The following is a 24,787-nucleotide window of genomic DNA, read 5'->3' as shown; positions in this document are numbered from 1 at the left end:
TAGGGATAAAGGCGTGATCGGCTCACGAGCCCAAGCAAGCCGACCACAAAACGTGGCGACTCGCCGCCCTTATACATACCACACCTGAACCAGCGCCAGCACAGCGAGCGGCGCGCAACACTTGCACGCGCTTACGGGATACGCTGCCTCGACCCAATCGCAACGCTGCGCTCAACCTCCGTCAATGCGCATTCAGATACCGCGCAATCACCGGATAGACATCCACCGCCGCATTCTTGCCGAGGATGCAGTCGATGTGCCCATAGTTGGGAATCAGATGCCGCTCGTACGGCTGCTCGGGCCATTGTTGGACCAGCATGTCATAGGTCAGCAAGGTGCTCTTCGGCAGATAGGTTTCATTTTTCTCGCCGTGAATGAAGCCGATCGGCAGGCGCAAGCCGTCCAGGCCCTTCATGCCGTCCGCGCCGCTCAGGTAGACGTCTTTGCCGTCGGCATCGACGACCTTGCCCGCCCGCACCATCGCAGCGAGATGCTTGAAGACGGCGATGTCGTGCACGCCGAGCAGTTCTTGCAGATTCGCATGAAGCGTCTCATTCAGCTGCTCGTGTTCGTAGAGCAGGCCGTAAAGGAAGGTTGCCCGGTGGCAGATCGGGCTGCCGCAGCCCTGTTTATGACTGAGCGGGTAGAGCCGCAACGCTTCATCGAGCAGGTTCTGGGGCCACGACCTGTGCTCCGTAAAAGCGGTCAGATCGAGCACGCCGAGATGCTGCATGATGTCAGGGACGTGCAACCCGCACTTGATCTTTTCCAGCGTGCCGGGCACCGGATGCGCCGAGACCTGCGAGATGACCGCCGAACGCACGCCCTTTAGGCCGTGCAGCAGCGACATAGTCAACGCGAGGCCTCCCATGCAGTGGCCCAGCACCTGAATGTCCGGCACCTTGGTCAACTCCCGCACTTTGGCGACCGCCGCCGGAATGTCCTCACGAGCGACCTTGTCGACATTGGTCGGCACCATCACGCTCGGCATTTCGATGCTGACGCGTAGATCGACGAGCCACACGTCGTAGCCGGCCGCACAGAGATACTCCACCAGGTTGGTGCCGATCAGATCGGTGGAGTAGATCCGGCTCGACACACCCGAACCGTGGATCAGCAGCACGGGGCGCAGCGGTTTGTCGGACGGCCCGGCGTAGCGCGTGAGTCGAAGCCTGGTCCCGTCGGCTGTGTCGAAGAATACGACTTGCGGCGCGGGCGCGCGCAGCGCGCGCTTGAGGCGCGGCTCGGCCTTCGGATCGTAAAACTGCAAGGGCGCGGCCACGCCGCCGTATTCGGTGAACAGCACGCCGGCGAAAAACTTGCCGAACTTCAAGGTCCATTCAAGGCGCGATGTCAGGTCAGGGGTGTTGGTGACCTCGAGCGTGCGTTGCTGCTTGAGGAAATTCTCGGGCGTAATGATCAGCGTTGCCTTGCCGATCGCTGGCGCATCCGCTTGCGCCGAGTCGCGGAGTTCGGCGTAGAGCGTGTTGGTCTGCTCCCAAAGATTGATCGGCGACGTACGCGTGATGATTTTCTGTCCCGTCAGGTAGTACTTCTTGCCATCCGTGGAATTGAGCGTCATGCGGTAATTCATGTTGCGCTCGTCCACATCCGATTCGTCGACCACGAACAGATTGAAGGTGCCGTCCGTGATCGTCATCGGTTGCGCCGAGAGCGCGGGGCAGGTCAGCGTTCCCGTAGTGTGGGCCAGATGTTGCGGATTGCTCAGCATATCGGCCAGATCGTCCGATTCCACCGTCAGCGTGAATTGAATCGGACTGGTGGCGGCTTCGCCCGCCACGGCCGGCGTATACGTACCGATCATCGTTTCGGTGAAACGCAGGCCGATCTTCTGGGGCGTGGGCGTAGCGGCCGTGCCCTTGGCCTCGTAATCGATGTTCCAGCCGCGCGCGTTGGCGAGCAGCGCGCAATTGCGTTCCGCCAGCGCGGAAATCGTTAGCAGCGGATTGACGCCGAGCGACATCGGCATGACCGCGCCGTCCATCACGTATAGCCCTTCGTGCACCGCATTTCCGCTCGTGCCGCTAAAGACTCGCCCCTGATGATCGACGACGCCACGCGCCGCGTCCTCGCCCATCCCGCAGCCGCCGAGCGGATGCACGGTGACAATCTGGTTGCCGAGCAATCTGGTCGAAATCGGATTGCGCATGTATTTGCCGCCGAGCGGCGCCTGCGCCTTCTCGAGCGTTTCTTCGACGGTCTGGAAGATCGGCTGCTTGCCGGCGTTCGGCCAGGCGATGCGCGCCCTGCCTTTGTCGTTCACGCTGATCTGGCCGCTTTCGTCGTCATGCGCCATCACCAGGTAGGTTTGCGTGTGATTGAGCGCGCCGTGATAGGGGCCGCGCAGGAAGCTTTCGATCACGCGCGCGTCGTAGCCGAACGGTTCGTCGTCGGCGCGCGGCGCGGGAATGTCGACGCCTTCGAACGGCGCGGCGCCGCCGAGCAGAGCGACCAGCGCGGCGCCGACCGGCCCGGCGAGCGAGCCTTCTTCGATGACGAAGCCGTCTGTCACGTTAGCGGTGTTGCGGTGGTCGATGATGCCGGTAATCGTCGGCCCGACCGGTGGGATGTCGCCCTTCTTGTGGGCGCCCCAGCCGACGCCGTTGATCACCTCCTCGGTGTTGTACGCGAAGGCGAGCACGTCGCCGTTGCCGGTGAGGTGCTGACCGAGCATGTCCGACACGCTCAAGCCCTCCTTGCGCGAGCGCAACAGCAGGGCGGTCGAACCGATCGTGCCGGCCGACATGATGACGACATCGGCGCTCACGAACAGATCGGGTGCGTCATAACTCTCGCGGCCCAGCTTCACTTCCTGAAAGCGCACGATCCACTTTTGCGTGGCGGCGTCGCGCAACACCGAATGCACTGCGGCGCCCGTGAAAATATGGGCGCCGTGTGCGACCGCATCGGGCAGGTAGTTCATGTGCGTCGAATTTTTCGCGTCGTAGTTGCAACCCGAGTTACAGTCGCCGCATCCGACACAGGCCTTCTGCTCGACGCCCGCAGCGTTGATGCGGTCCTCGAAAGTGACGGTGACCGGCGGCGGATAAAAGCGATCTTCCATGCCGAGCGCCTGCGCGGATTTTTTCAGCGCCAGCAGTTTCGGCAACTGCAAAAAATCGCCGGACACCGCCGACGGCTGCAGCATGGCGCGAGCCAGTTCGTAGCCCTTGTCGCGTCCGGCCTTGTCGGCGCGCAGCGCAGCGGGCCAGCGGTCGTCGTCCCATAAGCGCGGTTCGGCTTCGAGCGCAACATTCGCGTTGATCAGCGAGGTGCCGCCCAGTCCGCAGCCCACCACCGCATTCACGTCTTCGTTCACGTGCACTTCGAGCAGCGCGAGCGGCGAGCCGATTTGCGCGAGGGCGGTGTTGTATTGCACCTCGGCGGCGCCTTCGATCGGCGTGCGCGGATAGTCGCCGGCCATGAATTCGCGCCCGCGTTCCAGCACACACACGTTTTTGCCGGCACGCGCCATGCGGCTCGCGGCAATCGCACCGCCATATCCCGATCCCACCACCACCACGTCGTAATGCGACTGCATTGCTGTCAGGGCGCTTGATAAGCGGTTCATTCAGACCACCTCGTCAGGAAGGGGATGCCGGGTAGGGGAACCCGGACTTCGGAAGGAAGACGGCGTGCGGCTGCGGCTTTTTTATCGTAGGCGGTGCGCGATGACAAAAAAAGGCGCATCGTACGTGGCGCGCGACCCTTGCGTGGGGCGTGCCCGATTTCCGGGGAGGGGAAAAAGCCGCCGTCGGCCGACGCCGGTCTGTCAATGCGCTTTTAGGCGGCTACTTCATTCATTTCGCTGTCGCTCGATTCGGCGGCGAGCAGGTTCAAGGCGATCAGAATCGCCGCGCGGTTGTCGAGATCGATCTCGATGCCGAGCACGTCGATCAGCCAGCGGCCGATCTTGGTATTGGAAAATTCGTCGGCCCCGGCCGTCTTTTTCATGGTGACGCCAAGTTTGACGGCGCGATAGTGATACGAGGGGACACGATGCTGAGCAGCGACTGCCGAGAGGCCGCCTTTTCCTTCCGAGCACCAGCCAAGGCTGCCGGCCAGCACGATGCGCTCCGGCTCGTCGAGGCTGTCGATAAAAGTCCGTGCCGCGAGCCGCACGCGTTGTTCGTCGAGGCCGTATTGCAGCAACACGCTTTCGACGGGGTCTTCCAGCGCTTGCGCGTGCAGATCGATCTCCTGCGCCATGCCTTCGTTTTCCATCGACACGTTGCGTTGATGGCCGGCGCTGCGCAGACAGTCGATCAGGTAACGGCGAAAATACGCGCACAGTGCGTAGCCGTTGGACGGCGCGCTGTCGGCGCAGGCATTCGTTTCAGTGTGGCCGGGCGCGAGGCGCAGAACTTTCGCGTAGATGAACTGCGCGACCAGTTCTTCCTTGTCTTCACCGAGCGCCTGCAATTCAAGCGGGTGATAGGTGCGTAGCGCCCGCTTGACCAGATCGACCATCGACACCATCTCGTCGGCGGACAACTGGGTACGCCGACGCCACAGGTCGGGCAGGATCGCATCGTCGAGATTGCGGACGAACGCGTGGCTCGGAACTGCGCCCATGAAAACCTCCATAAAGGGTTAGGCAATGAGCGCGGGGAGCCTCGACTGCAGGCAATGAAAGGGGTGTTGGAACTTTTGAGCCGCGCTGGAATGTGAGGCCAGTATGGTTTCCGGCGGGCGCTTCGCCTATATGGATTAAGTGGTAGCTGATGGGTAAACTGCCGGGTAAACCATCCGCGCGTCTGCCTGTTCGCCGTCTGATGACCGTGCGCTGCACCAAAAGGCTGCAGCGCGCGATGGAGCACCGCAACAGCTGATGCAGCAACTCTCGCGCAGCACGTCAGGCCCGCCGTGCCTGCGTCGCTGAGCTTGCGTCCTACGCCATCGAATCCGGTCGACAAAGGAGACCGCATGATGCGGGCTGATCCAATCCAGCGTGCAATCGACGAAGACCTTGTGCGCGTGCTGTACGCGCAAGATCCCATCGCCTTCTTTTCGCACTGGTTCTCGATTGCGGTGCTGGTGGCGATCTACTGGCCGCACGTGCCGTCGCCGCCGCTGTTCATCGCGTGTTTCGGGTTTTATGCGGCCGCCAATTGCGGTGGCCTGGCGCTTTGGATCTGCAATCGCCGCTACCCGCACCTCGCGACGCCACGCGGCTGGATCAACCTGCATGCGCTGCGCGGCGTGCTGCTGTACAGCGCGCCGGGGCTTGCGGTGTGGTTCGCGTTCCAGAGTCCTCAAGCCGATTTGCCGCTGCTGCACACCGTGATGATCGTCACGCTGGCGGCCGGCGTGTTCATGTCGAACGGCTTCGATCTGCTGAACTTTTCGACCGCGATTCCGTTTCTGCTGTTTCCGGCGATCGTGCTGCATTTCGGCACGCATACATTCGACCGCACCATTCTCGCCATCGTCCTCGCGTTCTTCTTCTGCGCGATCAACGTCTATGCGGTGAGTTATCGCAAGCTGTTCCAGCAGGTCGTGCAGGCGCGCGTCGATCAGCAGTATCTGGCGGAGTCGCTGGCGGCGCAAAAGCGTGTCGCCGAAGAGGCCAGTCTTGCCAAAACGCGATTTTTTGCAGCCGCGAGCCACGATTTGCGCCAGCCGCTGCATGCGATCGGCTTGCTGGCGGCTTCGCTCAACGACTCGGCGGCGACGCTCGTGCAGCATGCCAGGACGGCTCAGCACATCGTTTACAACGTCGAGGCGTTGAATCAGCTGTTCAACCAGGTGCTCGATCTCGCCCGGCTCGAAAGCGGCGTGACCCAGGTGATCCGCTTGCACTTCCGGCTGTCGGAACTGTTCGAGCGGGTCGGCAGCCAGTACCGTCCGCAGGCGGCGGCCAAGGGGCTGGCGCTGCGGATCGCGCCGTCTTCGGTGGTCCTGCATGACGATCCGGTGCTGCTCGAACGTGTGCTGAGCAACTTGCTCTCGAACGCAGTGCGCTACACCGAGGAAGGCGCGATCTGGGTCGGCTATCGTCGAGCAGGGCGTCATTCGGGCGGCTATATCGAGGTGCGCGATTCCGGCATCGGCATTCCGGTCGAGGAACACGAACGCATCTTCGAAGAGTTCTACCAGGTCGCCAATCCGCAGCGCGACGCCCGTCAAGGGCACGGTCTGGGCTTGCCGACGGTGAAGCGCCTCGTCGAAATGCTCGGTGGCGAGTTGCAACTGCGCTCGGCCCCGGGCCGTGGCTCGGTGTTCCGCTTTCCGGTGCAGGCAGGTGACGCCGGCGGCATTGTCGCGAGCCTGAACGAGGCGGTGGCGGGCGGACCGTCGGCGCAGGGGCGGCGCGTGCTGTGCATCGACGACGAACCGTCGATTCTCGAAGGCCTCACCAGTCTGCTGGGGCGCTGGGGTTGCATCGTGCGTGGCGCACGTGACGAGGTCGACGCGCTCGTCGCGCTGGAAGACGGCTTCGTACCGGATGCCGTGTTGTGCGACTACCAGCTGGCTAATCACCGAACCGGCGCGCAAGCGCTCTCGGCCGTGCGCAATATGCTGGGGCGGGCGGGTCACGACGGTGTGGTGACTTTGCTGATCACGGGCGATATGGCGTCGGCCGAACTGGCGGCGCTGGCCCTGCAGGGTATTCCGGTGCTGCACAAACCGGTCACGCCGGCGCGGTTGCGGCGGACCCTGGAAATGCTGTGGCAGCAGGCGGAACTGGATAAGGGGCGGGCGGCGTGAAGCGTGACATGAAGGGCGGCGGCATAAGCGCCGCCCGTCGATCCGTTATTACAGGGTTTTCCCGGCCTCGAGCCAGCCGTTGATCACGGCGATCGCCGTGGACCGGTTGTGCACGCCGAGCGCCCGGAAGATCACGGACAGATGCACCTTGACCGTCCCTTCCGCGACGCCCAATTCACGCGCGATCATCTTGTTGGTCCAGCCGCGATGCACCAGCCGCATGATGTCCTGCTGTCGCGGCGACAGGTTCTCCAGCAGATGTTGCTGGTGCGGCTGCAGCGCCGAGATTTGCGTGATCGGTTCCGTGAGTGCCGTACCACCCTGAGTCGGGGCGTGCCCGGCGTCATGGGCGGCAAGCTCGGCGGGCGCTTCGGCGCGCACGGGTGCGGCTTGCGTCTCGCGCGAGCCCAGCAGGCTGAGTGCCTCCATCGGCACATAGGCGCCGCCTGACAACACCAGCTCGATCGCCTTGAGCATGACGCTGGCGGGTTGCCGCTTCGGCACGAAGCCGAGCGCGCCCGCGGCCAGCACCGCGCGCATCTCGTCGGGCGACTCTTCGGCGGAGAGCACGACGACCGGCAATGCCGGGTTCGCCTTCAACAGCACTTCGAGCGACGACGCGCCGGTCATACCTGGCATATGCAGGTCGACGATGGCGAGGTCGTGGTCGGCGTCGGGCCGCGCGGCGGCGGCGAGGGATTCCCAGCTATCGGCTTCGTCGAATTGCGCGTCGGGATCGAGCCCGCGCAATAGTCCTTTGACGCCTTGCCGGATCAGTTCATGGTCGTCGGCCACAAGAAACTTCATGATGTCTCCGCGAGTCGGGACTGCGCGTTGTGGACTGCCACGGTCGTGCTGCTGGCTCTACTTCCCGTTTTACTTCTATTCTCGATTCGCGTCATTGCCGGCTACCCCGCGATCATATGCCGATCGGTGGTGCGGCGCGCCTTCCGGTTTGCCGCACGAATGAACATCTATTTATGTAATCGCCGGCTGGTTCGATGCACCAGCATTATGTGTAAGGTAGGTCTCCCGCGCATAGGTTCCGGCTTGTTACGAAGACGAGCCGCACGGCGCAATTTTTGAAGCCGTCCACGCGGGAATCCGCAGGTTATGCGCGCCAGATGAAATTAGGCAAGTGCATGATTCACTTGATTGCAAATAACGTCGCATTCATCAGAAGCTTGAACGCGAAGCCGAGCGACATTGCCGAGGCAACGCCCAGGCACCAGAGCGCGACGAACCACAGCCAGCCGGGCAGCCGGCGCCGCGGCGTTTGAGATGCGCCACGGGCGGCGCTGTCGCCCGTGTTCTTAGTGATAGTGATGTTGGTCGCCATGACGCACCTTGCCACGAAATACCCAATAACCCATCGTCGTATAAGCGATGATGACCGGCAGAATCACTGCCGCGCCGACTAGCGTGAACATCTGGCTCGAGCGCGGCGCAGCGGCTTCCCAGAGCGTCATGCTCGACGGAATCGCATACGGCCACAGGCTCACCAGCAGCCCGGCATAACCGAGCAGCACCAGCAGGAGCGCCAGCACGAACGGCGTGTTGTGATGCCGCGCACGCACCGCACGGTGCATGAAGAACGCGCAGATCGCCACGAGGAACGGCACCGGCAGCAGACGGTAGAACAGATTGTCGTGGAACCAGCGCTGCGCGATAGTCGGATCTTGCAGCGGCGTCCATAGGCTGACCATCGCGATGAAGCCGAGCAGCACGAGCGTTAGCGGCCACACCACGCGATGCAGGCGGCGTTGCAGATCGCCTTCGGTTTTGGCGACCAGCCAGCAGCAGCCGAGCAGCGCGTAGGTGATCACCAGACCGAGACCCGTCAGCAGACTGAACGGCGTGAGCCAGCCGAAGGCATCGCCCGCATAGCCGCCGTCGATCACCGGAATGCCTTGCAGGAACGCGCCCAGCACGATGCCCTGAAAGAACGTCGCGCCCGCCGAGCCACCGATGAACGCCAGATCCCACAGATGTTTCGTGCGCTTGGCCTTGGCGCGAATCTCGAACGACACGCCGCGGAAAATCAGGCACACGAGCATGAAGATCAGCGGCAGATACAGTGCAGACAGCACGGTCGAGTAGACCACCGGAAACACCGCGAACAGCGCGGCGCCGCCGAGTACCAGCCAGGTTTCGTTGCCGTCCCACACGGGCGCGACGGTGTTCATCATCAGGTCGCGTTCTTTCTCATCGGGGAAGAACGGGAAGACGATGCCGATGCCCAGATCGAAGCCGTCCAGCACCACGTACATGAATAGGCCCAGCGCGATGATCGCGGCCCACGCTACGGTTACGTCCATTTTCTTTCTCGCAAGCAGGAAGTGAAGCAGTGAGGTTAGGCGGCGTCGATCATGTGATCGGCGGCGGACAGCGGGCGGCGCGCGGTCTGATTCGGCATGTGCTCAGCCACGCCGTGCGGTGTCTGTCCCGGCAGTGCCGGACCCGAGCGCATCAGTTTGAGCATGTAGTAGATGCCGGTGCCGAACACGAGGAAGTAGACGACCACGAAGGCCATCAGCGAGATGCCGACCTGCTGCGTGGTGAGCGGCGATACGGCCTGCGAAGTGCGCATGACGCCGTACACCACCCACGGTTGCCGGCCTGCTTCCGTGGTGACCCAACCCGCCAGCAACGTAATGAAGCCGGTCGGTCCCATGGCCACGGCGACGCGCTGGAACCACTTCGCTTCGAACAGGCGTTCGCGACGGCGCAGCACCCATGCGGCCAGCGACATCAGGATCATCAGCACGCCGAGCCCGGCCATGATGCGGAAGCTCCAGAACACTACTGTCGAGTTCGGTCGGTCTTGCGGCGGGAATTCCTTCAGGCCGCGAATTTCGCCATCCCAGCTATGCGTGAGGATCAAACTGCCAAGGTGCGGAATCGATACGGCATAACGCGTGGTCTCCGCCTGCATATCAGGAATGCCGAAGAGATTCAGCGCGGTGCCGCCTTTCTCGGTTTCCCACAGACCTTCGATCGCGGCGATCTTGGCCGGCTGATATTTGCGCGTGTTCAAACCATGCTGATCGCCGACGAATGCCTGGATCGGCGTGAGGATCAGGAGCAGCCAGAGCGCCATCGAAAACATCTTCTTGACGGCAGGATCGCGCCGGCCGCGCAGCAGATGCCATGCGCCCACCGCCGACACCACCAGCCCCGCGACAATGAATGCCGCGAGCGCCATATGCGCAAGCCGGTACGGGAACGACGGATTGAAAATGATCTTGAACCAGTCGAGCGGCACGACGTGGCCGTCGACGACTTCAAAGCCTTGCGGCGTTTGCATCCAGCTATTGGACGCGAGGATCCAGAAGGTTGAGATCAGCGTGCCGATCGCCACCATCAGCGTGGCGCCGAAGTGGGCGCGCGGACTCACGCGCTGCCAGCCGAACAACATGATGCCGAGGAAGCCCGCTTCGAGGAAGAACGCGGTCATGACCTCGTACATCAGAAGAGGTCCGGTGATGGGCCCCGCGAAACTGGAGAAGCCAGACCAATTGGTGCCGAACTGATAGCTCATCACGACGCCGGACACGACGCCCATCCCAAAGGCGACTGCGAAGATCTTCGACCAGAACAGGCAAAGATCTTTGTAGTACGCCTTGCCGGTTTTCAGCCAGCGCCATTCGAGGACAGCGATAAAACTGGCGAGGCCGATGCTGAGCGCCGGAAAAACAATGTGAAACGAAACAGTGAACGCAAACTGAATGCGGGCGAGATCGAAGGCCGAGATTGCGGAGTTCATGAGCGTGAAGGTCGTGACGCCCGGGAGGGCGGACTACGCGCGTCGACCGTTGTCGGTGCGCACTGCGCTGGGCAGATGGCGCAAGAGTAGGGGATGAGGAAAATTTTTGCTGCAATGCGACGTGCGTCAAAAAACCACGTTGTTTTGCACGTATTTTCGTTTTTGAGACGGCAAAGCCTTGATAGGTATCAAGTTTTCCTGAGTACGTCCTTGCGTGCGTCTCCCGGGGTCTGCGCGGAACTGCGGCAATAGACCGCGCTGCAACAACGTGGCTCTGGCGTCTTCGTGGTTAAGTCCTGCGCTGCGGATGCCGCATTCCAGTCATGTCAGTCAGCAAGAGATCGCCGCACCAGGCGGCGCGGGCGCTCAACAGCGCGCGGCGAAGCCTAGGCGATCGAGATAAACAGCTGCTTGCCACACGCGGCCGCGTATCTGCGCAGCGTATCGACAGAAGGCGAATGCTGCCCCGACGCAAGCGCGCGTTCCAGCCGGGTGATGGCCGGCGCTTTCGTGCCCATGCGCTCGGCGACTTGCGCTTGCGTCAGGCCGGCTTCGCGGCGCGCGGCGAGCATCTGGTCGAGCAGCGCGAATTCTTCGCGGTTCAGCCGCTCGTATTCGGCGCGTACTTCGGGATCGGCGAGCGCCTGCTCGCGCATTGCCTTATAGGTTGCCATTTCTGATCTCCAGCAGTCTTTTGCGCGCGACGTCCAGTTCGTTGCGCGGCGTTTGTTGCGACTTCTTCACGAAGCTGTGAAGCATGACGATTTTCCGTTCCACGATCGAGCAGTAGAACACTCTGGCGATGCCTTCCGCACCTTTGAGGCGCATTTCGAACAAGCCACCACCCATTGATGCGGTGTGCGGCTCGCCGAGATTCGGTCCGTATTCCTCCATGCGATCGGCCAACGCGATGAAGCGTGCAAGCAGCGTTTTCGGCAGGGAAGCAACGTTCACTTTGACCTTTTCGTTGTAGAAGTCGATCGTAAATGCCATTGGATTCAATGATAACAAATATGTTATTAACGCGCAAGCAAGCCACCTCGCAGTTTGTTGCTGTCAGTCAGCAAAAACTGGGCGCATTGCCTGGCAGGAAATCGAACGACAGGAAGAGGGCGAAAGCAGGACCGCGATGAGCGGTTACAACGGCGTTGGCGCAACCAGGGTCATTCGTCACCGTCCGACAATAACGCCGTTCGCGCCGACTTTCTATTAGCCGGTTAGCTAGCCAACAGGCTAGTTTGCTTCTAACATGCAAGCAGCTAACCGGCGGCTCCTTCAGCGTTGTCACATGCTCGAAATGGATGCGCGCCGCATCGCCATCCAGTTTCATTCCTGATAGTCATTTCGAATACCACGTGAACCGACTGGTTCTTCGTGCGCCCGTCATCAAAATGCGTTGCAGACCGTGTCATGCTTGAGCAAGCGTCTCATCGTGCATCGACTGGTCGTTTCCCTCGCATGCCACTCACGCGCGTCGAGTTCGTCCTGCATTCGCTGTTAACGGTTTTCGTTGGGCGGCACGGCTTGTGCTGCCCGACCGGTTTGAGCGTCACGCTTCATCCACCTGCCAGTGACGGCAGACTTCATCCAAAAGGAGTCGACAGATGAGCACGATCACCACGAAAGACGGTACGGAAATTTTCTACAAGGATTGGGGCAAAGGGCGCCCGGTTGTTTTCTCGCACGGCTGGCCGTTATCCGCAGATGCATGGGACGCGCAGATGCTGTTCCTCGGCAGCAAAGGCTTTCGCGTGATCGCGCACGACCGGCGCAGCCATGGCCGTTCAGCGCAGACGTGGGACGGCAACGATATGGACACCTATGCCGACGATCTCGCCGCGCTGATTGAACACCTCGACCTGCAGGACGCCACGATGGTCGGCCATTCGACCGGCGGCGGGGAGGTCGCGCACTACATCGGCCGTCACGGTACGAAACGTGTCGCGAAGGCTGTGCTGATCGGCGCGGTGCCGCCGCTGATGCTGAAGACTGAGGGCAATCCGGAGGGCACGCCGATCGACGTGTTCGACGGCATCCGCAAGGGTGTCGAGGCGGATCGCTCGCAGTTCTTCAAGGATCTTGCGTTGCCGTTTTACGGCTATAACCGTCCGAACGCGAAGGTGTCGCAAGGCGTGATCGATTCGTTCTGGGCACAAGGCATGGTCGGGTCGATCAAGGGCTTGTACGACTGCATCAAACAGTTCTCCGAAGTCGACTACACGGAAGACCTGAAGAAGATCGACGTGCCGACTCTGGTATTGCATGGCGACGACGACCAGATCGTGCCGATCGATGCCGCAGGCCGCAAGACGGCGAAGATCGTGAAGAACGCCACGCTCAAGGTCTACCCGGGCGGGCAGCACGGCATGTGCACGGTGGAAGCGGATAAGGTGAATGCCGATCTACTGGAGTTCATCGGCTCGTAATGCGTTGATGTAGCAAGTGCGGCGGCGAGGGGCGATTGTTCCGCGCTGGCCGTACACCCATACCCGCGTACGGCAGCCACCGGTCAAACAGTTGGCCAGCCAATACGCGCCGCTCGGCGCAACGTCGAGCGAACCACCAGACGGTGGAACGGAGCGATGGCAAGGATATAAAAACGCCCAAGCCCGTTGTGACAGTGCACGACCGTGGACAGAATCAGATAGCGCGCGCTGCCCTCGTGCGTATCGCGCGTTTGCTGCAATACCGAAAGCCGGAAGTCCAGATGGCTGTCGTTCTCGCCAAGAATGATCTCGCGTGTGCTGCGCGCGTAGATTCGGAAGAAGTCGACCCGATCACTTGAGCCGGGTGGATTCACCATGCGCAACTGCTTCGCCGTCTTGAGCCCGAAGCGGGCGACTAACGCATCGCGCAGCCCCAGCAGTTTCGCGATCCATCCCGCCTGATGGGCAAACATAAAGCGCGCGAGCAATTCCGGGTCGTCGATTGCGTTGTCCGGCAAGCGGACGGCGTACGCGTCTGCGAGGTCCGGGGCATCGTACATGCGGGCCACGCCGGATTCGGCCGGCACGGCAACGGAAAGCACGGAACGGTTGGCATCTGGCATAGGAAGGTGCTGCGCCGAAAAGAGATCGAGGTGGACAGGGCGATTTCGCCGCGGGGTGCCGCAGTTCGATCGCGCACTTGCGCGTCAAGTCTACGCGTGCTCGACGGCGCGCGCTCAAGCATCGGTGTCTATTGCGGCAACCGGCCGCATGCGCTGGATGACGTATGCGGCAGGCATCAATATGCGCATCAAGTTATACGACGTCACATAAATTAGTGGCGACGTATGTGTTTGTTTGCAAAAGGCAAATCGCCATACATGTCAAATTTGTACGGGTAAATGCCTGGTTGAAATCCACCTTGGAATCGAAGATAGTACGTTATCGTACAACTAAGGGCTGGTTCCAGCCCGTTGCCGCCACGGCTCGACTGCTTGCCGTCCACCGGCTCTAATCGCGCGCGGCGCTGTAAAGGATCCTTATGAAGAAGATTGCCCTGAGTGGAGCCGGCGGCCAGCTCGGCTCGGTAGTGCGGACGGCGCTGGTCGGCCGCGGCATCCCCTTGCGTTCGGCGGCGGGTTCGAAGCCCCTCGTGCCGCTGGTGGAAGGCGAGGACGTGATGCACGGCGACCTGCGCGATCCCGCCGTTGTGGATCGCCTGCTGAATGGTGTCGACGTGCTGATTCACTTCGCCGGCACGAGCGTGGAACGTCCGCTGCCCGAAATCATCGACAACAACCTGCGCGCGCTGGTCGAGGTGTATGAAGGCGCGCGTCGGCAAGGCGTTCGGCGGGTGGTGTTTGCCAGCTCGAATCACGCGATCGGCATGTATCCGGTCACCGAGCATCTCAGCCTCGATTGCGCACTGCGTCCGGACGGTTTCTACGGCCTGAGCAAGGTGTGGGGTGAAGCACTGGCAAGAATGTATTGGGACAAGCACGGCATTGAGAGTGTTTGCGTGCGCATCGGCAGTTGCCTCGAGCGGCCCACCGAGCAGCGACACCTGAGCACCTGGTTCGGTCATCGCGATCTGCTGCATTTCCTCGACCGCTGTGTCGAGGCAGAGGACATCGGCTTCATCACCGTGTGGGGCGTGTCAGCCAACACACGTAGCTGGTGGGACAACAGCGGCGCCGAGCGCCTCGGTTATCAACCGACCCAGGACGCCGAAGCCTACGCCGAGGAAATCCTGGCACGGCCGAATCCGCTCGATGCCTTGGGTCAGCGTTACCAGGGCGGCAGCTTCGTCGGCATCGATTACTCGCGCGACGACGCAGCGAGCAGCGACACCGCAGGCCAGCCGTCCTGATTGATTAAGGAATACGAGGAGACGCAGTCATGAAAATCAAGGGCATCCGCTGGTGGATGGTCAGCCTGGTCGCGGCCGGGCTCATCATCAATTACCTCGCGCGCAATACGTTGTCGGTGGCGGCGCCGACGCTGATGAAGGATCTCAACATCACCACCGCGCAGTATTCGCATGTCGTGGTGGCGTGGCAACTTTGCTATGCGTTCATGCAACCGGTCGCGGGCTATGTGCTCGACACCGTCGGCACCAAGATCGGCTTCGCGGCGTTCGCGCTGGCCTGGTCGCTGGCATGCGCTGCGGCGGCATGGTCGACGGGCTGGCGCAGCCTGGCGTTCTTCCGTGGCGTGCTCGGTATCGCCGAAGCGGCGGGCATCCCGGCCGGCGTCAAGGCGACGAGCGAGTGGTTTCCGGCCAAGGAGCGTTCCGTTGCGATCGGCTGGTTCAATATCGGCTCGTCCGTAGGCGCACTGCTTGCGCCGCCGCTGGTCGTTTGGGCGCTGTTGCACGGTCAATGGCAATGGGCTTTCCTGATCGTCGGCGTGGCGGGGATTGTCTGGAGCGCGCTGTGGATGCTGCTGTACAAGCATCCGCAGAAACAGAAGCTGTTGAGCGACACCGAGCGCGATTACATCCTCAGCGGGCAGGAGGCAAAGCACAGCGACGCCGGCGCGGTTAAACGCAGTTGGGCTTCCATGCTCGGCAGCCGCGACTTCTGGGCAATCGGCATTCCGCGGATTCTTTCCGAGCCGGCCTGGCAGACCTTCAACGCGTGGATTCCGCTGTACATGATGACCGAGCGGCACATGAACCTGAAGGAAGTCGCGCTGTACGCGTGGATGCCTTTTCTCGCCGCGGATATCGGTTGCGTGCTTGGCGGTTACCTCAGCCCGCTGTTTCATAAGTACGCGAAGGTATCGCTGTTCACGTCGCGCAAGATGGTGTTCGTTGTTGGCGCGCTCTGCATGATCGGGCCGGCTTGCGTCGGGCTGGTGGCAAGTCCTTATGCGGCCGTCGCGCTGCTGTGCGTTGGCGGCTTTGCTCACCAGACCCTGTCGGGTGCGTTGTACGCGATTACCTCCGACATGTTCGGCAAGAACGAAGTTGCCACTGCGACAGGCATGGGCGGCATGGCGGGTTACCTGGGCGCGGCGGCGTTCACGGCGCTGTTCGGCGTGCTGGTCACGCAGATCGGCTACAGCCCGTTGTTCGTGGTGCTGGCTGTGTTCGACATTATTGCGGCTGCTGTGGTGTGCCTGCTGGCCCGAAGCGGTGATAAGACGATCGACCCGCGCTGGGTGGCAGCGACTGTAGCGGCCAAGTGAGTCACGGTTAGGCCCGGGCCGCGAATGGCGTCGGGTAATGAAAATGGCGGCGCCCGAGGGCGCCGCCATTTGTTTTACCTCGCGCTTTAACCCTTAACGCTGATCGACGGTCGACGTAAGGTCTCCAGCATGACGCATGCCGGAGACCGCTTGCCCATCAGCCTACCAGCGAGCTGTTATACGTGACGCCGCCGATCACCACATTGCTGAGCGTGATGGATTTCACGTTGCTCACAAAGACCGGCCCTGGCGTAGTCGTCGTTGCGGGGCCCACGCAGATCGGCGTTCCGAGGTTGCAGTTCGAGATCGTTACGCCGGTAATCGGCTGCGCCGTCGGCACGGGTAGCGGACCGTTATAGTCCGCAGCGACCGGCCCCTGCGCGATGATCGCCTGGAAGCATGAGGCTGATGTCGCGGAGAAGCCTGTCGGCATCGCGTAACTCACCGTACCCGACACGTTGGTCGCGTTCACGTTCGTGATGTTGACGTTGTTGATCGTCGCCGGGTTCCAGCGCACCGAATCGCCCGAGGGGCTGTAATCGCAGTCGAACGTGATCAGGCCGCCCTGTCCGGTAGACGGGTTTGCCGCGAGACCGACCGTGCCCGTACCGGGGATCGAACCCGGAACGCTCGAGCCCAGCGCGCCGCCGCCGTATTTCCCCGCCAGATTCACGCCATTGGCCAGCGTTACACCATTGATCCATACGTTGTTGATGAAGCCGCCACGGTTCATGTTGGTCTTGAAGCGAAGCGCGATATTCAGCGGATTGGTCGCCCAATTCTCGTTCTGCATCGTCAGATTGCGTGCGTAGACGTTTTCCACGCCCGCGCTCATTTCGCTGCCGATCGTGAGGCCGCCGTGGCCACTCTGCATCGTGCAGTTCTGGACCACGATGTTCTGCATCGGGCCGTACTCCGTGTCGAGGCACTTGCCGGATTTGATCGCGATGCAGTCGTCGCCGGTATTGAACTGAACGTTCTGCACCAGCACGTTGTTACACGCATCCGGGTCGAAGCCGTCGTTGTTCGGGCCGATGCTGTCGGCAAACACGCCGTCGATCACCACGTTCGTGCAATCGGTCGGATGGTGCTGCCAGAACGGCGTGTTCTGCGTGTGGTAATTCTGCAGCAGCACATTGGTGCAGCCGATGAATTCGACCATGCATGGACGCAGAAAGTGGCCGAGGCCGAAGACGCGATTAACGACCGGCACGCCGAGTTCCGACAGCGCGGGCAGGTAGTTCTGGTCCTGATTCCAGCCCGAAACCGTGAGCAGGTTCATCAGCGTCGTCGTCGTGCCATCCTGATTCGTGAACGACACGTTGGCTTGCGGATTCGTGACCTGGGCCGCGGGCAGACTCGTCAGGGCAGTGCTGGCCGGGTAGGTGCCGGCGTTGCCCGGGTAGGAGGTGGTGCCCGTGTTGGCGTCGGCTTGCGAAACCGGTGTGCCTCCCGAAGCCGGTTTCACGTAACCGTACGCGCTGCTCGTGCCCTTGAAGGTCCACCAGCATGACGTTGGCGGCTTGGTGCTCAACTGCATCGGCGTCATTGCCTGACCGTTCAGAACGCAGGTGTTGTCGTCGGCGGTCAGCGCGATGTTGTTCTGCTGGTACGCATAGATCGGCGAGCCGAAGTTCAGGCAGTCGTTCGCTTGCCAGCGCGTCCAGTATAGATTGCCGTTCGCAGTCGGGTACGGACCATTCTTCGCGTAGTCAGCCGGGTTCGGGCTGAAATAGATCGTGCAACCGGAACTCAAATGGAAATTCACGTTGCTCAGGAGAACGATTGGGCCGCCGCAGTACCAGTTGCCCGCAGGCACCACCACGCGCCCGCCGCCCACCGCATGCGCGGCCTGAATCGCGGCATTGAACGCGGAGCACGAATCATAGGCGGTGTCCGTCATATCCCAGGGCACCATCACGTTCGAGCCGGGGCTTTGCGGCGACGTCGCGGCCTGCGAGCCCGTCACCCATGAAATCGCGCCACCGGGCCACGCGCTTGCCTGGATCAAGGCGGACGCCGGCAGCGTCCGTGCGCCGTAGCCCGTCACCTGGAAATCAACCGCGGGGAACGTCGACGTGGTGATGCCCGCAAGCTTGTTGATAATCGCCGTTGCCTGGCCGGTTGGTCCCCAGATTGGGTCCGCAGCTGCGGTTGGCGTAGTCGACACGGGTGTCGTAGCGCTTAAAGAGCCGCTGCTGCCGCCGCAGGCGGACAGTCCGCCTAGCAGGGTTGCGCCCGCGGAGGTTCCCGCGAGCACGATAAACGCTCTGCGTTTAGGTGAGTTGGGTTCGTCCTGGCTGCGGATTCTCGATGTCGCCGGCTTGCCGTTGTTTTTATCTTTAGATGCCACGGATGTCTCCTTGCCCTTTGCGGGCGTTGTAAGTGATCGTCAGTTTTCGATGGGCCATGCCTCTTCAATCCGTCGCTTGATTAAGCGGCGAATATCGAACCCATTTGCATGGCCGTCAGTCATCCTTAATATTTGTAATAAAACTTTGTTGATGAGTGTGGTTGGGTTGCTGTGAAGATTCGCTGGGACGCCCAACGCGGCGTGCGCCGTTCCATCTTCTCTATTTACATAGAGCAGGCGGAAACGGCGCTGCGAATTGGACTTGCGGGCTTAAGCGGTCTTCTGGCCGATCTCGTGATTGGCGAGTATTTCGAGCGCGCGCACCATGGCGGAGTGATCCCATGCTTTGCCGCCATGCGCCACGCAGGCGTTGAAGAGCTGCTGGCAGGTGGCTGTATTCGGCAATGAGACGCCGAGCGCCTGGGCCGTCGAGAGCGCGAGATTCAGATCCTTCTGGTGGAGCTCGATCCGGAAGCCCGGGTCGAAGGTGCGCTTCGTCATCCGTTCACCGTGTACTTCGAGAATGCGCGAGGACGCAAAGCCGCCCATCAGTGCTTCGCGTACACGCGCCGGATCGACACCGGCTTTGGAGGCGAGCAGCAGCGCTTCGCCGACGGCCTCGATCGTCGCGGCGACGATGACCTGATTGGCCACCTTGCACACCTGGCCCGCGCCGACGGCGCCGATCAGCGTGACGTTCTTGCCCATCATGTCGAAGAGTGGTTTGACGCTATCGAAGGTCGCCGGCTCGCCACCCACCATGATGGTCAGCGAACCGGCCTTGGCGCCGACCTCGCCGCCTGAAACGGGTGCGTCCATATAGTCCGCGCCGCGCTCACGGACGCGGGCTGCGAAGTCGCGAGTGGCCATCGGCGAAATCGAGCTCATGTCGACCACCGTCTGTCCGGGGCGCAAGGCCTCGGCGAGACCGTGTTCGCCGAACAGCACGCGTTCGACGTCCGGCGTATCCGGCACCATGACGAAGATCACGTCGGCATGCGCGGCCACGGCGGCCGGGCTGTCACACGCGACGGCGCCGGCCTGGGTGAGTTCGTTGGGAACGCCGCTGCGCGTAAACGCCGCGAGGGCGACGCCGTTCTTGAGAAGGTTGGCGGCCATGGGCTTGCCCATGATGCCGAGTCCGATAAAGCCTGCTTTTTGCATGGAAATCTCCGGAGATGTCATGGCGGCCGTCCTTACTTCCGGTCCGCCTGTTTCTGCATGAAGTGTTTTTGAACGGTCTGCGCGGCGGCTTTCAGCAGCCCCATATCGGCACAGACCGCGATGACGCGGCAGCCCATCGAGATATAGCGCTCCGCGTCGGCCTGCACGGGCGCGAGGATGCCGCTCGGCTTGCCGGCCGCCTGTGCGCGCTCGAAGACGCGCGCTATGGCCTGTTGCACGTCGGCATGGTTCGGGTTGCCGATGTGGCCGTAGGCAGCCGCAAGATCGGACGGTCCGACGAATACGGCATCGACGCCGTCCACGGCGAGGATCTCGTCGATATTATCGACCGCCTTGCGGCTCTCGATCTGAACGATGACGCAGACGTTGTCGTTGGCGATATCGAAGTAATTAGCGACGGTCGCATAGCGATTGCCTCGTTGGCTCACCGAGACGCCGCGGATACCCTGCGGCGGGTAACGCGTCGCGGCGACAGCGCGCACCGCGTCTTCGGCGCTATCGACGAACGGCACCAGAAAATTCGAGAAACCGCTGTCGAGGAGCCGTTTGATGAAGACGCTATCGTTGGCCGGGGGGCGCACCACCGGCGCGCTCGAGCTGTCCTTGAGCGCCATCAGCTGGGGGATCAGCGTCAGAACGTCGTTCGGTGCGTGCTCGGCATCCAGCAGCATCCAGTCGAAGCCGACAATGCCAAGCAGCTCCGTAGCAATCGGGCTGGCAAGCGAAGCCCAGCAGCCGATCAGGGTTTCGCCGCCGCAGACGGCGCGGCGAAAGCTATTGGGCAAAGGCTGGTAAGGCGTGGCGGCTGTCATGGGTGTCTCCTCGAGCTGCGATTGAGCGGGCAGGTAAACTGGCAAATAAGCTGGCAGATATAAGCGGGCAAGCTCCGACGTTTACTGATTGAAATGTTATAGGTCGTCGTACATCTTAATGAAGATTAGCATCGGACCGATTGGTTGTAACGGCCACGTAAACCCGAATTCCTCGCTGAGCAAGGGTTTCAGGTTGCGCATAGGTTACTCAATGTTGTAGGATGACCTATATCTAAGATGTCCATCCAAGGAAAGCGAAATGTCTATTACCGGCGACATGCTGATTGGCCGCAAAGCAGTGCGCGGCGAGGAAAAACCCTTGCGCGCGTTCAATCCCGCCACGGGATCCGACATCGCCGAGCCGGTGTTCGGCAGTGGCTCGGTCGCGAATGTCGAGCTTGCCTGTGAACTCGCACAGAAAGCGTTCGACCCGTACCGGCATCTGCCGCTCACGGTGCGCGCCGAGTTTCTAGAGCGTATCGCGGACGGCATCACGGCGCTCGGCGACGCGCTGATCCAGCGTGCGCACGAAGAGTCCGGCTTGCCGAAGGCGCGCCTCGAAGGCGAGCGCGGCCGCACGACTGGCCAGCTCAAACTGTTCGCGCAAGTCGTACGCGCCGGCCAATGGCTCGCCGCCACGCTCGATTCACCGTTGCCCGAGCGCAAGCCGCTGCCGCGTTCCGACCTGCGGATGCAAAAGATTCCGCTGGGCCCGGTCGCCGTGTTCGGCGCCAGCAACTTCCCGCTCGCGTTTTCAGTGGCGGGCGGCGATACCGCTGCGGCGCTCGCGGCGGGCTGCCCGGTGGTGGTGAAGGCGCATCGCGCTCACCTGGGCACCTCGGAGATGGTCGGCCGTGTGATTCAGCAAGTCGCGCAGGATATGGACCTGCCGGAAGGCGTGTTCTCGATGATCGTCGGCGCCGGCAATTCGGTCGGTGAAGCGCTGGTCGCGCATCCGGCGATCAAGGCGGTGGGCTTCACGGGTTCGCGCGCAGGCGGTACGTCGCTGATGCGCGTCGCGGCTGCCCGGGCCGAGCCGATTCCGGTCTACGCGGAAATGAGCAGCATCAACCCGGTGTTTCTCCTGTCGAATGCGCTGTCGCAACGCGGTGAGACCATCGCGCGTGGCTTCGTCGATTCGCTGGTGCTCGGCGCGGGGCAGTTCTGTACCAACCCGGGGCTCGCGATCGCCATCGACAGCGATGCACTTAAAGGCTTCGTTGCAACGGCGTCCGAGGCGCTGAGCGGCAAGCCGGCGCAGACCATGCTGACTGCCGGCATTCACGCGGCCTATGAAGAAGGCGAGGACAAGCTGGCGGCGACGCGCGGCGTCGAGGCGGCTGCCCGCGGCATTGACGCGACAGGACCGACGCAGGCTTGTGCGGCCTTGTTCGTGACCGACGCGCAGACCTTCCTGTCCACGCCGGCACTGGAGGACGAAGTTTTCGGGCCCGCCTCGACCATCGTGCGCTGCAAGGACGAGCAGGAGTTGCTCGCTGTCGCCGAACACTTCGATGGTCAACTGACCGCCACAGTGCAAATGGATAGCGCGGATCTCGCGGCGGCGAAGAAGCTGGTGCCGATTCTCGAGCGCAAGGCCGGCCGGATTCTGGTCAACGGTTTCCCGACCGGCGTCGAGGTTTCGCACGCGATGGTGCATGGCGGCCCGTTCCCGGCGACGTCCGATAGCCGGGCGACGTCAGTGGGGACGACGTCGATCGAGCGCTTCCTGCGTCCGGTGTGCTATCAGGATTTCCCGGCCGATCTGCTGCCGGAAGCGCTGGCCGACGCCAACCCGCTGGACCTGTGGCGTCGTCGTGACGGCGAGATCACGCGCAGCTAAGCGAAGCCGTGAGCGGCGCCCAAGTGGGCGCCGCATGAGACAAAAAAATGGCCGGGATATCCCGGCCATTTTTGCATTCAGCGTGATGAATCAGACCTTGCTCAGCGCAAGGAATCAGCTGTTTGCCTCAGCCGCTTCGTTGGCGCGCCGCAGCCGCTCGCGGCTATTCGACAGGTGCATGCGCATCGCCGCGCGCGCGCCTTCTGCGTCGTGCCGCGTGATCGCCTCGAGAATGCTTTCGTGCTCCAGGTTGACGAGCGACAGATACGCGTCGGGTTCAGCACGCGCGATCCCCGCCGAGTCGAGCCGGTTGCGCGGAATCAGCGCGCTGCCCATTTGCGTGAGGATGTCGACGAAATAGCGGTTGCCGGTTGCGCGCGCCACGGAGATATGGAATTGCAAGTCGGCATCGACGCTATCCAGCCCGTTGTGGCGGGTGGCTTCGATCGCGTCGAGCGCGGCGCGCATGCGCGCGAGGTCGTCTGGTTTGGCCCGTTGAGCGGCGAGACCCGCGCATTCCGTTTCAAGGCTGATGCGCAGTTCCAGAATCGACAGTACGTCGCGCAAGGTGGTGGCGGGCACCATGTCGATGCCCAGCTTTTCGCGCTGCGGTTCCAGCACGAAACTGCCGATGCCATGGCGCGTCTCGATGATCTTGCCTGCCTGCAAGCGTGAAATCGCTTCACGGATGACGGTGCGGCTCACGCTCAGCGTGACCATCAATTGCGATTCGGTCGGCAGTTTGTCGCCGGGCTTCAAGGCGTTAGACGCGATTTGCTCGGTGACGTAGCTGACGACAAACTCGGCAAGATTGCGCGCGCGCCGTGGCGGTGCTGCGGATGCCAGTGGTGTAGCCATCGAAAACGCCCCTTGAATCAGATAGTTGCAGGTACTTCTTGCGATTCATTATACCGTCGTCTGACGACTGATTATATAAACGCCGGATCAATTTCGGCATCGGTGTCGGACCTGGCGTCGATGCCCGGTTTCAGGCGCCTGGCGGACAAGCCGCGTTAATTTGCAGGCGCCCCGGGAAGTACGATAACAGCCTGACTGCTAGCCTCGGCGCAGTTCGACCCGTTTGATGTCTTTCACGATCACGAGGTAGCTGAACACCGTCAGCAGGGCATTCAGGCCGACGAAAACCAGCGCGCCGTTAAACGACCCGGTCTTCGCGACGAGATAGCCGATAACGATAGGCGTCACGATGCCGGCGACATTGCCGAACATATTGAAGATCGCGCCCGACAGACCGAGTGCCTCTTTCGGCGATGTATCAGCCACCACGGCCCAGCCGAGTGCGCCGATGCCCTTGCCGAAGAACGCGAGCGACATGAGCGCGACGACGATCCAGTCGGTCGACACATAGTTGCAGCCGATGATGCACACCGACAGCAGCATGCCGCCGACAATCGGCACCTTGCGCGCGATGGTGAGCGAATGCCCGCGCCGGATCAGCCCATCGGACAGGATGCCGCCCAGCACGCCGCCGGAGAATCCGCAGATCGCCGGCAGCGACGCCACCAGACCCGCCTGCAGAATCGTCATGCCGCGCGCCTGCACGAGGTAGATCGGAAACCAGGTCAGGAAGAAGTAGGTCAGCACGTTGATGCAGTACTGGGCGAGATAGACGCCGACGAGCATGCGGTTGGTCAGCAGTTGACGCACGAGCGACCAGCCACCGGTGCCGGCGACGTCCGCAGCCCGGGCTGCTTTCGTGTGCCCGTTCACCACGCCGCCGCCCTGTTCGATGTAGTCGAGTTCGGCACGCGAGACACGCGGGTGATCGGCGGGGTTCTTCATCACCTTCAGCCAGGTGAGGGCGAGTAACAGTCCGGCCACGCCCATCACGAGGTAGACCGCGTGCCAGCCGAACGCATGGGTCAGCCAGGCCATCAGCGGCGTGAAAATGACCGCTGCGAAGTATTGCGCTGAATTGAAAATGGCGGAGGCAGTGCCGCGTTCGTTGGTGGGAAACCAGCTCGCCACGACCTTGGCATTGGCCGGAAACGCCGGGGATTCAGCGGCGCCCATTGCGAAGCGCAGCACGAACAGCGCGATGACGGCGGCGGCTGCGCTGCCCAGCAGGCCGATCGAGCTTTGCAGCAGCGTAAACAACGACCACAGGAAAATGCTCGCCGCGTAGACGCGCCGCGCGCCGAAACGGTCGAGCAGCCACCCCGCCGGCAATTGCGACAGAACATAGGCCCAGCTGAACGCGGAGAAGATGTAACCCATCCTGATCGCGTCGAAACCGAACTCGGCGCGCATCGCGGATCCGGTTACTGAGAGCGTGGCGCGGTCCGCGTAATTGAATGTCGTGATCACAAAGATCAGCAACAGAATCCCGTAGCGGACCTTGGTGCGCTTTGCGACATGGGCGGGGCTCGCGGTGCGGCTCATTTCCATCGTCATCTCCTGAACTTTTTATCTGTGAAAAAGCGCCCGGTGACGTTGCCGTCCCGGGCGCTCTTTACG

General features: G+C 62.1%; 19 protein-coding genes. 5 read left to right on the top strand and 14 right to left on the bottom strand.

The window, feature by feature from the left end; translation table 11 throughout:
* Window positions 1-181 precede the first annotated feature (181 nt).
* On the bottom strand, window positions 182-3,592 hold the full coding sequence (locus tag KHO30_RS33770; protein ID WP_211703506.1) for an alpha/beta fold hydrolase: 3,411 nt from the start codon (window positions 3,590-3,592) through the stop codon (window positions 182-184).
* A gap of 212 nt (window positions 3,593-3,804) precedes the next feature.
* A complete protein-coding gene (locus KHO30_RS33765; RefSeq protein WP_175054841.1) occupies window positions 3,805-4,596 on the bottom strand; it encodes a hypothetical protein in 792 nt (263 codons plus the stop codon).
* Between the two features lie 354 nt (window positions 4,597-4,950).
* On the opposite strand from KHO30_RS33765, the gene KHO30_RS33760 reads away from it, so the two are divergent.
* Window positions 4,951-6,732, top strand: coding sequence for an ATP-binding response regulator (locus tag KHO30_RS33760; protein ID WP_211703523.1), 1,782 nt, complete (start codon window positions 4,951-4,953; stop codon window positions 6,730-6,732).
* Between the two features lie 48 nt (window positions 6,733-6,780).
* On the opposite strand, the gene KHO30_RS33755 is transcribed toward KHO30_RS33760, so the two are convergent.
* From KHO30_RS33755 to KHO30_RS33730, 6 genes are all read right to left on the bottom strand, one after another.
* Entirely contained in the window at window positions 6,781-7,539 is a 759-nt protein-coding gene (locus tag KHO30_RS33755; protein WP_093646405.1) for a response regulator transcription factor, read from the bottom strand.
* 340 nt (window positions 7,540-7,879) lie between these two features.
* Window positions 7,880-8,071 carry a hypothetical protein gene (locus KHO30_RS33750; protein WP_200653864.1) on the bottom strand — a complete coding sequence of 64 codons (192 nt, stop codon included), beginning with the start codon at window positions 8,069-8,071 and terminating at the stop codon, window positions 7,880-7,882.
* On the bottom strand, window positions 8,046-9,050 hold the full coding sequence (gene cydB / locus KHO30_RS33745; RefSeq protein WP_093646409.1) for a cytochrome d ubiquinol oxidase subunit II: 1,005 nt from the start codon (window positions 9,048-9,050) through the stop codon (window positions 8,046-8,048). The genes KHO30_RS33750 and cydB overlap by 26 nt, the downstream gene beginning before the upstream one ends.
* A 35-nt stretch (window positions 9,051-9,085) precedes the next feature.
* Window positions 9,086-10,498 carry a cytochrome ubiquinol oxidase subunit I gene (locus tag KHO30_RS33740; protein WP_093646412.1) on the bottom strand — a complete coding sequence of 471 codons (1,413 nt, stop codon included), beginning with the start codon at window positions 10,496-10,498 and terminating at the stop codon, window positions 9,086-9,088.
* Between the two features lie 386 nt (window positions 10,499-10,884).
* Complete coding sequence (locus KHO30_RS33735) at window positions 10,885-11,172, bottom strand: helix-turn-helix domain-containing protein (RefSeq protein WP_093646414.1); 288 nt, start codon at window positions 11,170-11,172, stop codon at window positions 10,885-10,887.
* Window positions 11,159-11,491: a type II toxin-antitoxin system RelE/ParE family toxin gene (locus tag KHO30_RS33730; protein ID WP_054040239.1), complete on the bottom strand. Its 333-nt coding sequence runs from the start codon at window positions 11,489-11,491 to the stop codon at window positions 11,159-11,161. The genes KHO30_RS33735 and KHO30_RS33730 overlap by 14 nt, the downstream gene beginning before the upstream one ends.
* Before the next feature lie 611 nt (window positions 11,492-12,102).
* On the opposite strand from KHO30_RS33730, the gene KHO30_RS33725 reads away from it, so the two are divergent.
* Complete coding sequence (locus KHO30_RS33725; RefSeq protein ID WP_054040238.1) at window positions 12,103-12,924, top strand: alpha/beta fold hydrolase; 822 nt, start codon at window positions 12,103-12,105, stop codon at window positions 12,922-12,924.
* An 83-nt stretch (window positions 12,925-13,007) separates the two neighbouring features.
* On the opposite strand, the gene KHO30_RS33720 is transcribed toward KHO30_RS33725, so the two are convergent.
* A complete protein-coding gene (locus tag KHO30_RS33720) occupies window positions 13,008-13,547 on the bottom strand; it encodes a DUF2867 domain-containing protein (protein WP_211703505.1) in 540 nt (179 codons plus the stop codon).
* Between the two features lie 419 nt (window positions 13,548-13,966).
* On the opposite strand from KHO30_RS33720, the gene KHO30_RS33715 reads away from it, so the two are divergent.
* Both KHO30_RS33715 and KHO30_RS33710 read left to right on the top strand, forming a co-directional pair.
* Window positions 13,967-14,794 (top strand): NAD-dependent epimerase/dehydratase family protein, encoded by an 828-nt coding sequence (locus tag KHO30_RS33715; protein ID WP_211703504.1) that lies wholly within the window; start codon window positions 13,967-13,969, stop codon window positions 14,792-14,794.
* A gap of 29 nt (window positions 14,795-14,823) precedes the next feature.
* Window positions 14,824-16,116, top strand: a complete 1,293-nt coding sequence (locus KHO30_RS33710) for an MFS transporter (RefSeq protein ID WP_093646421.1) — start codon at window positions 14,824-14,826, stop codon at window positions 16,114-16,116.
* A 157-nt stretch (window positions 16,117-16,273) separates the two neighbouring features.
* On the opposite strand, the gene KHO30_RS33705 is transcribed toward KHO30_RS33710, so the two are convergent.
* The 3 genes from KHO30_RS33705 to garL all read right to left on the bottom strand — a co-directional run bounded on the left by KHO30_RS33705 (window position 16,274) and on the right by garL (window position 20,466).
* Window positions 16,274-18,469 carry a glycoside hydrolase family 28 protein gene (locus KHO30_RS33705; protein WP_211703503.1) on the bottom strand — a complete coding sequence of 732 codons (2,196 nt, stop codon included), beginning with the start codon at window positions 18,467-18,469 and terminating at the stop codon, window positions 16,274-16,276.
* A gap of 270 nt (window positions 18,470-18,739) precedes the next feature.
* Window positions 18,740-19,633, bottom strand: a complete 894-nt coding sequence (locus KHO30_RS33700) for a 2-hydroxy-3-oxopropionate reductase (protein ID WP_244864193.1) — start codon at window positions 19,631-19,633, stop codon at window positions 18,740-18,742.
* A gap of 32 nt (window positions 19,634-19,665) precedes the next feature.
* A complete protein-coding gene (garL, locus tag KHO30_RS33695; protein WP_211703501.1) occupies window positions 19,666-20,466 on the bottom strand; it encodes a 2-dehydro-3-deoxyglucarate aldolase in 801 nt (266 codons plus the stop codon).
* Between the two features lie 259 nt (window positions 20,467-20,725).
* On the opposite strand from garL, the gene KHO30_RS33690 reads away from it, so the two are divergent.
* Complete coding sequence (locus tag KHO30_RS33690; RefSeq protein ID WP_211703500.1) at window positions 20,726-22,309, top strand: aldehyde dehydrogenase (NADP(+)); 1,584 nt, start codon at window positions 20,726-20,728, stop codon at window positions 22,307-22,309.
* 114 nt (window positions 22,310-22,423) lie between these two features.
* On the opposite strand, the gene KHO30_RS33685 is transcribed toward KHO30_RS33690, so the two are convergent.
* Entirely contained in the window at window positions 22,424-23,167 is a 744-nt protein-coding gene (locus tag KHO30_RS33685) for a FadR/GntR family transcriptional regulator (protein WP_054040224.1), read from the bottom strand.
* Window positions 23,168-23,365: 198 nt separating this feature from the next.
* On the bottom strand, window positions 23,366-24,718 hold the full coding sequence (locus tag KHO30_RS33680; protein ID WP_200621973.1) for an MFS transporter: 1,353 nt from the start codon (window positions 24,716-24,718) through the stop codon (window positions 23,366-23,368).
* Window positions 24,719-24,787: the final 69 nt, after the last annotated feature.

The organism is Paraburkholderia aspalathi, from assembly GCF_905220735.1.
Taxonomy (GTDB): Bacteria; Pseudomonadota; Gammaproteobacteria; order Burkholderiales; family Burkholderiaceae; genus Paraburkholderia; species Paraburkholderia aspalathi.
This window is presented reverse-complemented; position numbering and strand designations above follow the sequence as displayed.